This window comes from Alteromonas sp. AO-Serp, from assembly GCF_017849675.1.
In the GTDB taxonomy this organism is placed as follows: Bacteria; Pseudomonadota; Gammaproteobacteria; order Enterobacterales; family Alteromonadaceae; genus Alteromonas; species Alteromonas macleodii.
The window spans coordinates 1-9,060 of the sequence record NZ_JAFLMX010000340.1 but is presented as its reverse complement, the minus strand read 5'-3'; the positions used below and the strand labels follow the sequence as shown (position 1 = coordinate 9,060).

Sequence of the window (9,060 nt, the reverse complement as noted above, 5' to 3'; positions counted from 1 at the left end):
CCGGTAGGTAGTGCGAAGGGTCGCCGGAAAACAGCAGAGTAGCGCCTTCCTCTAGGTGCAAGTTCACTTTGCTTTTAAGACGAATAGGACCGTCTACTTGCCATGTTCCTTTGGGCACAACAACAATACCGCCGCCGCTGGCAGAAGCCTTGTCAATTACACGTTGAATTGGCGCTCGCGCTGCGCTTAGTGAAGTATCACTCACATCAACCATAAATTTTTCATTTGGAATATTCGGCAGCTGGATCTGATTTACAATTTGCTCAGCAATTTTCCAGTCTTCGTCAGTAGATGCCGACACATAGGAACAAGTTAGAAGGGTCACAATAAACGCCACCCATCCCAAAGCCCGGCGGTGTGTGAAACGGCTGGGGTAGCTACTCATAGAACGGTCAACGTCAGGTATAAAGTGCAGCATAAAAGCTCCATTATTTAAGTCGTAACTGATTACGTTTAAGAAACAAAATATTCACATCACGACAATAATGCCACCGGTGGCATTATTAATCAAAATAATGTTACTGTCCGCTTAACCACGGCACGATCTTTATCTTTCTGATCAGTTTACTTTGCGCTTAAGTGCGGCTTTTTCGCTTTCACTTAAAAAAGCAATTGCCAGCGCATTCTCTTGCGCTTGTTTAATATGAGAAGGCATAAGGCCAGCTTGCTTAGCTGCAACGGAGAATTCGTGATCTAGCTCTACACCTTGAACTGCCGGGTCGTCGGTATTCAGACAGGCGAGTATGCCGTGATCCAAAAAGGTGGTTAACGGGTGCTCAGTTAATGATGTGACCGTGTTCGTCAATACGTTGCTGGTTAAACAGCTTTCAATACCAATACGGTTGTCGCGCAAATAGTCCATTAGCTTAGCATCATTAACAGCATTAACGCCGTGTCCTATACGCACAGCACCTAAGTCGTTAATGGCTTGCCAAATACTCTGCGGGCCTACTGCTTCACCTGCATGAATTGTTATAGGCAGCTCTTCGCGGCGTACTTTTGTAAAGTGTTCTATGAACATGTTGCCAGGAAAGCCTTTTTCATCCCCCGCCAAATCAATTGCAGCTATATGCGCTTTACAGGCCAAGATTGAATCTAGCTCATGCTGACATACTTTTGCGCCATAAGAACGCGACAAAATACCGATGAGATTAACTTTAACATCGTGATTTTTAGTTGCGCTTTTTACACCGTCTATCACGGCCTCAACCACACCTTGAGTTGGTAGCCCGTGACTTTCACCCATAAAATAAGGACTAAAACGCAGCTCTGTGTAGTCAATACCCTGCTTAGCCGCATCTTCTACATTCTCTATCGCCACCCGTTTGCAGGCGTCGAGACTGCCTAACACCTTAACGCCCCAAGTAAGCTTATCTAAAAATGACACCAAATCGGGGGCGATCTCCATTACTTGAACATGCGGTCGCAAGCCCTCTAACGAATAAGCTGGCAAACAAATGTTAAATTGCTGACCAAGCTCCAGAATCGTCTGCAGACGCACATTGCCATCTAAATGACGATGTAAATCAAGTAATGGAAAGTTTTTATTTATCATGGAAATACGATGAGTTAAGGCGTAAGCCCTACTATACCACTTGGCGCTGTAAACCTCGCACTCTTGCAGAAAATAACTTTTTTATAGTGGGACAAAACAGTGCTTTTTTTGAAGCAAAATTTGTTTTAAGTTCGCTCTTGGCATCTAACTTTACTCTATCGATGCTTTTCTTGATTACTTTTCATAATTTTTAGTAGCAACGAGCCAGTTGCTCGTTGGCGTGCGCCTTGTCAACAGGCTAAATACCACCAAAGAGCAACAGGCCTCTTATTATCACCCAAAAACACTAACAGGAGCACAGTCATGTGCGGAAAATGTATAGAAGGCTGCTATTTAGCAGGCTGGCGTAATGGCGTGTATTCATTCGAACATATGCAAGAAGAACCCGATTTTATGGGGAAAGATGTAAAGGCAGCCCATGGCTTGGTGGAAGCGGTATGCTCATTAGGTTCTTCGCTCAATGAGCTCCACGCACTTGGATTAGCGGACTCGCCAATGATAGCTTGGGCAGGATGGATTTATTCGAGAAACGAATTGCACACCCAAATCGATTTAACACGGCATGACGACGTTCTCAAATATCAGAGGGCCTTACGTCATTCAAAAGAAAGTAAATGGGCTGAGATTAATGCCCTCTACCCGAACATTGCGAAGTTTTTAGATAACCTAACGCTTCAAGACATTGCTAATACCCTCGATGAAGCGCTTCTCGATGAAATTGAGACATGCCTTCTTGCTCTTCATGGTAACGGGTATTACACCTTTGAATTCGTAAAGTCTATGTTCGCCGCCGAAGGGCTATTCCCCATTATTGAGCTTACTGATACTGCAAAGCCGTCACTGTTTGTTGACCATGCACTTGAAATATTCTTACTAACCGAACATCTTTTACACTTTCGCCCATTGTCTTGGGCGCTTCGTGTGGCGTTAACTGTTGACTTAACGTGCGATTTCGACAGCTTTCATATGGCGTGGCGTCGATACACCGCTAACCGCGTGTTAAACGCGCTTCTAATAAATCGCAATTTGAAAGGTGTGTACGCTTTAGCAAGTACACTTGAACTCAATACCGTTCACGCTATATGTCAGCGGAACGTAGCGAATAAACACTTACTTACTCAGCTATTAAGCGTCGTAAACAACTGTAAAGGCGACACTTATATTGAACCTAAACGTCTAGCCGCGCACATCACTTCATTGATCTCAGTGTAAATGCTTACTCCTTACACTTTGATATTTTGAGATAGGGTGACTCGGTGAATGGTTAAGTACAGCTCGTTATGACAGTCAAATACGTGCGAATCTAACTTAATCATTATAAGACGCGATGAAATGCAGTGCTCGATATCATAGAGTACTTTGGGCATGCCTTACCAAGAACAACGCCTTGGTAAGGCTATTCGCATTACATTTCTTTTTTAAGGGTTTTCGCAACCGCTAAAACTAGGTCTGCCGACGGGCGAACTTTGAAGTCTGGGTTAACATAGCTAAACAAAACCTGCCCTTTTTTATTGAGCATGAAGATGCTGGGTGCTGGTAAAACACTATTACCGCTTTCATCTTTTGTTAAGTTAATGCCATAGGTTTTGTACTTTAACTCAGTTACAGTATCTAAATAGAATCCAACACCGAACTCGCGAATAGTGTCTAGTTTGTCGTCGGATAAAAGCGTAACCAAGAATTCTGTTTCAAGCTTTTGCTCTTGCAAGCGCTCTGGTGATTCAGGTGAAATGGCCAAAATCTGATAGCCCATATCCACCAAGTCTTTTTCAATATCTTTAAGCTGGGCAAGCTGCTCATTACAATACGGGCACCACCCGCCGCGATAAAAAAGTACAATGCTGGGCTTTTGCATGGTAAGCGCTTGTAAGCTTACCGGCGAGCCATCTGCCATTTTAAGCGTTGTTTTAGGCGCCACTTGACCATTAAGCAACGGCGTTACTGAATCTGCATCTTCTGCAATAGTGCCGCGCTCCAAAGCATACGCATTTGATGCGCCTGCTATACAGCCGAACATTAACATCGCCATAGCCACTAGTCTCTTCATCAACCCTCTCCGTTATCATTTTTGTTTGTTTAGTTTTTGGTTATCCGCGCTTTGCGCGATGTCCAATATGACCGAGAAGCTTCACTAGAAATTTCGCGCACCAATAAATAAACCGACAAATACTTGTATTGGGCGCTACTCACCTACAGCGAAATTTGCTTTTTACTGCTACTATAGCGCCAAAACTTGCTATGCCACTTTTTTACATAGCACACGGGGTTAACTTCAAGCCTCCTAAGAACAAAGCAGGAACACCATGGCTCTTAAAGCGACCATTTTTAAAGCTGACATATCCATAACGGATATGGATCGCAATTACTATAACGACCACAACCTTACGATTGCCCGTCACCCTTCTGAAAATGACGAACGAATGATGCTGCGCGTGGTTGCGTTTATTGTTAATGCTCATGAACGCCTACAGTTTACCAAAGGGCTGTCTGACGATGACGTTCCAGATTTATGGCAAAAGAGTTTTAGCGATGAAATAGAGCTGTGGATTGAGTTAGGCCAACCCTCTGAACAGCGCATCAAAAAGGGCTGCAATCAAAGCCAACAAATGATGATTTATTCCTACGCCGACAACAGCTTCGACGCGTGGTGGAAGAAAGAACATAACAAGCTACAAACCAAAAAGAACTTATCAGTTTTCACTTTGCCAGAGTCGCTTGCCGCTACTTTGGCCAATGCTGTTCATCGCTCTATGCAAATACAGGTTACTATTCAAGATGGGCAAATGTGGCTAACCATTGAAGGTGCAGATGTCACCGAGAGCGTTGAAGTGTCTATAGAGAAGCACTTGTAATGAAAAAACTCTCTGCCGTTCAACTCAAACAGCAAACACTGGTCTTTAGTGTAGCCGATAGCCTTGAAGCACAAGCGCTTGAAGAGTTAAATGGTATGCAACAGTGTTGGTTTGACGTTCAGTATCACCAATTCCCGGGTTCCTTACTGCTTCGCTTTCAATTCGAAAATGAAGAAGCGGTGTCAAACGCTGAGCCCGAGCTAAAGAAGTGGCAGCGAAAATTAAGCGCAGCGCTGCTTAAAAAAGGCGTAGTGTTAAAAGATATGCGTCGACATCTTATATTCACCACACAAGGCCCAGAAGAGTAACCCACATCACGCTTTGCAGAACAGGGTATCCAACTTCTTTGTTCAATCTTAGCTAGGTTTGTTTTTGGTTATAAACCTTTCATTTTTCCTCATAAAGTCTACTTACACTTTATCAGGTAAGTAGGCTAGACTGGTCTCGTCGAATATTCAGCTTGCCGAATATGACAATAAAACGGCAGGCATTTTGAACGTTTACAATGGATATTTGAACACACCATGTTGACCGGCTTTGAAACAAGCCACTATCCCAGCAAAAGGAGCTTCACAATGAAAACTAAAGCAATGGCGTTAGCACTGTTACTGTCTTTAATGGGCTGCACTGAGTCTAGCGAAGAGACGAAAAGCGAAGTAAAAAAAGAGATGGAAAAAGCGGGCGAAGCGACAGCAGACGCCTATGACAGCGCAAAAGAAAGTGCTGCAGATTCTTGGGATAAAACCAAAGACGCGACCTCTGAGGCGTATGAAGACGGTAAAGAAATGGCTTCTGATGCCTTTGATGACGGCAAAGAGATGGCTTCAGACGCATATGAAGATGGCAAGAAAATGGCCTCTGACGCGTATGACGCAACGGCTGAGAAAGCAGGCGAATTTAAAGACGCCGCAGCGAAAAAAGCTTATGAAGCTTGCGTAAAAATGAAAGAGCAAATGGGCGGCGACGTTAGCGAGTGTGACGATTAATTTAATCTTCCAGCGAAAAGCAAATTTGAAAGCGAACCTTCGGGTTCGCTTTTTTTTTGCTGTTTAATCAAACAAAAGTGAGTCATTCACGCTATTCACACCCGGCTAAAATCACAGCATCTGGTGTTATAGTTAAAGGGGCGACCCTAAGCAACGTATTAATACCTAAAATATTGTTCCCTTTGGGAAGCACGGCCACTTCCACTGGCCCCACTTCGCACGTATTTCCTATACGAACCGAGTTTAATTGATACTGAGATATTTTAACGATCTTTCCATTTGCCATTCTGGCAGCAGAGGTTCTGGTGGCAAGAAGCTTTTGATTTTTTGTTAGCGCGTCGAACGTAGCTTGATTGAGGGTTAATAAGCTTGAACCCGTATCTAATAGAAACGAAGCCTTTATGTTCGATTCTAGGGTCGCTTCTAGATACAGTGTTCCACCTTTGCTTTGTGAAAGAGGAATATTTTGCTCTATCGCTGACACGGCAGATGTACACGCTAACCAAAAAGTTAGCAGAAAAAATAAGGGAATTTTAGATTTTACACTCACCGCACATACACCCTTTGTCGACTCTTTACATAGGTGTTGATTGACAGCAAGATAAAGACCAAAGGATAAATGATTGATTTTACCGAAACTCTACAATACCAGACGGTGCCACAGCACCATAATAGTGCACAAAACCATTTATTCCGCACCAAGGTTAAACACTCCGTTTTCAACGCAGTAGCTTCTCTTTCAATCGTTCTCCATTCTCTTGATTACTCAAATTCTCTATATCCAATTAGGTGATAGTTATCACCTATCACCAATCGTCATTGTTTAGAACTTTTTCGCTCATACAATGTAGAAAGGTAAGTATGTCAACGAGAGGACACGACATGAAATTACGCTATGTATTGGGTTCATTAATTACGGCTGTTTCACTTGGTTTTTCTGCAAACGCAGCGCAAGCTATGACATCATCAACTGATGAAACAGTTGATGTACAAGTAGTTGATTATTCAGGAAAGCCTCCATTTAAACGCAAGATCGTAAGCTTATCGGTTAACGATGTAGCGCAATTGGAATCAGTAGGGCAAGAAGCTATTGAATACGTAGAAGTGAAAGAAGTCATCATGCGCGGTAAGCCACCGTATCGCAGAGTGACAACCATGATGCCTGTGTATGACGTTGCCCAACTTGAAATGCTAGAAGAGCAAACTGACACGCAAAAACGCGGCACTCGCCCGCCGTTCAAACGCCACTAACAGCGTTTTCTACTACCAAAAAATTGCACCAAAGCGATTCACTTTTGCCTGAGTGAGTCGCTTTTTTATTGTGCATACTTGTTTACGCTATTTTCTATTTCGATGTATATAACACGCCCTAGTTAGCGCGTTTTTATTTTTAATAACCCGTCACTAACGATAGAGTAGTAAAAAAGCAGAAAAACGAGATTATAAATGCAGCCTCACGACCATTCTCCGCTCAGTGATTTTATTGAGTACCCTGAAGAGCAAATGCTTTCCCGAAGCGAAGATTTTTTAAAAACCATGCAGCGCCGCCACAGTATTCGTCACTTTAGTGACAAGCACGTTGATAAAGCGGTAATTGAAAACTGTATTTTGACTGCTGGCACTGCACCTAGTGGAGCGAATCATCAGCCTTGGCATTTCGCCGCCATTCAGTCGCCCGAAGTAAAACAACAAATACGCGAACAGGCTGAAGCGCATGAGCGCGGTTTTTATAATGGGCGTGCTGGGCAACAGTGGCTAGATGACCTAAAGCCGTTAGGCACTGACGCAAGTAAACCTTATCTGGAAACCGCGCCTTGGCTTATTGCCGTATTCAGTCAAAAGTTTGGAGAGACAGAAACGGGCGAAAAAAGCCAAAACTACTATGTGCACGAATCGGTGGGTATCGCAGTGGGTATGCTTATTACTTCACTCCACAACGCAGGTTTGGCAACCTTGACCCACACACCAAAGCCAATGAACTTTTTAACCGAAGTCTGTCAACGGCCTGATAACGAGCGTGCTTATATGCTTATTATTGCGGGCTATCCGGCGGATAACGCCACAATTCCTGCACACGCCATGCAAAAAAAGTCGCTTAGCGAAATTGCGAGCTTTCTTTAAATTTAAAAAGCGCGCAGTGCTTGAGCATATGAGGTAAACCAAGTATTTAAAACGGCATAACTAATAAAAGCTTTGTCATAGACATGAGATACGCAGCACTTATAATGCGCCCTCGTTATTAAGGGCTGCGACCTTTTCTTTACGAATTTCGGTCAACCACGTTTAACAGTCCCTCGGAGCTCGTATCCTCATGTCATCGCGTCACGCATTCTCTCCACAACTTCCTTTTTTACTGTTAAGTCTATTAACAGGCCTAACATCGTCGTTTGTAACGCCACTGATGAGCTATTTCCTCATTGATGAGATCAACGTTGAGCCTATTTATATAAGTATTTATATGGTGTCGGTTACGCTATCAGGGTTGATGATCAGTCAGTACCTCGGGCACTTGGCAGACAAAGGTTTTAACGCAAATCGTCTTTACGGGCTAACCATGATTTGCGTGGGCATTGCCATGGTCGCCTTTATCTTTAGCAAACAGTTTTGGCACGTATTTCTCGCTGGCGTCTTGTTTATGTCGGTGGGCGCTGGAGCCGTGTCTCAAATGTTGACCGTTTCGGGATTATGGGCAAAAAACCAAGACATTGACTTAGCTGCATTTAACTCAAAAGTTCGCGCTGCCATTTCTCTCGCTTGGGTAGTAGGTCCGCCGCTGGCATTTACGCTGGTTGCCAATTTTGGCTTCGCAGCGTCCTTCTCGGTGGCCATTGCATGCGTGATTGTTGCAACGCTGTTTGTGGTGAACGTTGTGCCGCCTCAAAAAGCCAATCAACAGTCTCTCAATACAACGCTTAAAGGCTCGCTATCACTGCCGTTTTGGCTTGTGGGGTTAGCCATACTTGCCGGAATGGCAGGCAATGTCATGTATTTATCATCCATGCCTTTGTACGTAATGAATGAACTGGGGTTGCCGGAAAATTTGCCTGGGCTAATGATGGGGGTTGTGGCCGCACTTGAAATACCTACTATGCTGCTAGCAGCAAAATTAGCCAGACGCTTCCCACCTGCGGGTATCATGGCTGTGGCATTTATTTTCGGCTGTTGCTTTTACGTTGGCGTGTACTTTTCTCAATCAAGTTGGGAGTTATTGACCCTTCAAATATTAAACGCGCTATTCTACGGTTTATATGCTGGTATTGGATTGACTTTGCTGCAACAACAAGCGCCTGATTTGACAGGTTTTACTTCAGCGTTTTATTCAAACGCCACTCGGGTGGGTATGATGCTAGGCACCATTGGCGCAGGCACCGTGGCTCAATTCTTTAGTTTCAGAGATGCCACTATTGGGTCGTTGTGCATTGCCATATTTGGCTTAAACGTGATGTTAGTGTTCATGTACGTAAAGCACAGAGCAGGTCGTTAGTAGCCTGCCTTTTCTTACGCGTACTTTCTTTGTGCGCTTGTACGCCCAGCCTATTTTAACTTTAGCTCCATCTGCACATCACATCTCGCATAAGGCGACGATGCCCCCTTAATGTGCTTAAACCCTATCTTTTCGTACAAACTTACTGCGGGCTTAAGCACCGAGTTGCTCTCTAAATAAAGC

10 protein-coding genes and 1 pseudogene are annotated in these 9,060 nt (G+C 43.9%); 7 read left to right on the top strand and 4 right to left on the bottom strand.

Annotation, left to right across the window (positions count from 1 at the left end; genetic code table 11):
- Both QVA83_RS21295 and add read right to left on the bottom strand, forming a co-directional pair.
- A pseudogene (locus tag QVA83_RS21295) lies at positions 1-418 on the bottom strand (glycoside hydrolase family 28 protein); the annotation flags it as partial.
- Between the two features lie 141 nt (positions 419-559).
- Positions 560-1,555 (bottom strand): adenosine deaminase, encoded by a 996-nt coding sequence (gene add / locus QVA83_RS21290; protein WP_287498940.1) that lies wholly within the window; start codon positions 1,553-1,555, stop codon positions 560-562.
- Between the two features lie 303 nt (positions 1,556-1,858).
- Here add and QVA83_RS21285 point away from each other — a divergent pair, with 303 nt between their 5' ends.
- A complete protein-coding gene (locus tag QVA83_RS21285; RefSeq protein WP_156078705.1) occupies positions 1,859-2,767 on the top strand; it encodes a hypothetical protein in 909 nt (302 codons plus the stop codon).
- Between the two features lie 193 nt (positions 2,768-2,960).
- Here QVA83_RS21285 and QVA83_RS21280 read toward each other — a convergent pair whose 3' ends face one another.
- Positions 2,961-3,602 (bottom strand): peroxiredoxin-like family protein, encoded by a 642-nt coding sequence (locus QVA83_RS21280; protein ID WP_101565479.1) that lies wholly within the window; start codon positions 3,600-3,602, stop codon positions 2,961-2,963.
- Between the two features lie 256 nt (positions 3,603-3,858).
- On the opposite strand from QVA83_RS21280, the gene QVA83_RS21275 reads away from it, so the two are divergent.
- The 3 genes from QVA83_RS21275 to QVA83_RS21265 all read left to right on the top strand — a co-directional run bounded on the left by QVA83_RS21275 (position 3,859) and on the right by QVA83_RS21265 (position 5,393).
- On the top strand, positions 3,859-4,407 hold the full coding sequence (locus QVA83_RS21275; RefSeq protein WP_014950332.1) for a YaeQ family protein: 549 nt from the start codon (positions 3,859-3,861) through the stop codon (positions 4,405-4,407).
- Positions 4,407-4,715 (top strand): hypothetical protein, encoded by a 309-nt coding sequence (locus QVA83_RS21270; RefSeq protein WP_039228104.1) that lies wholly within the window; start codon positions 4,407-4,409, stop codon positions 4,713-4,715. The genes QVA83_RS21275 and QVA83_RS21270 overlap by 1 nt, the downstream gene beginning before the upstream one ends.
- 267 nt (positions 4,716-4,982) lie before the next feature.
- Complete coding sequence (locus QVA83_RS21265) at positions 4,983-5,393, top strand: hypothetical protein (RefSeq protein WP_014950334.1); 411 nt, start codon at positions 4,983-4,985, stop codon at positions 5,391-5,393.
- 91 nt (positions 5,394-5,484) lie between these two features.
- Here the strand turns inward: QVA83_RS21265 and QVA83_RS21260 are convergent, their stop codons facing one another.
- Positions 5,485-5,943 carry a retropepsin-like aspartic protease gene (locus QVA83_RS21260; RefSeq protein WP_061095648.1) on the bottom strand — a complete coding sequence of 153 codons (459 nt, stop codon included), beginning with the start codon at positions 5,941-5,943 and terminating at the stop codon, positions 5,485-5,487.
- Positions 5,944-6,275: 332 nt separating this feature from the next.
- On the opposite strand from QVA83_RS21260, the gene QVA83_RS21255 reads away from it, so the two are divergent.
- The 3 genes from QVA83_RS21255 to QVA83_RS21245 all read left to right on the top strand — a co-directional run bounded on the left by QVA83_RS21255 (position 6,276) and on the right by QVA83_RS21245 (position 8,877).
- Positions 6,276-6,644 carry a hypothetical protein gene (locus tag QVA83_RS21255; protein WP_014977175.1) on the top strand — a complete coding sequence of 123 codons (369 nt, stop codon included), beginning with the start codon at positions 6,276-6,278 and terminating at the stop codon, positions 6,642-6,644.
- Between the two features lie 195 nt (positions 6,645-6,839).
- Positions 6,840-7,514, top strand: a complete 675-nt coding sequence (locus QVA83_RS21250; protein ID WP_014950337.1) for a nitroreductase family protein — start codon at positions 6,840-6,842, stop codon at positions 7,512-7,514.
- Between the two features lie 190 nt (positions 7,515-7,704).
- On the top strand, positions 7,705-8,877 hold the full coding sequence (locus QVA83_RS21245; RefSeq protein ID WP_287498939.1) for a sugar efflux transporter: 1,173 nt from the start codon (positions 7,705-7,707) through the stop codon (positions 8,875-8,877).
- The last annotated feature ends 183 nt before the right edge of the window (positions 8,878-9,060 follow it).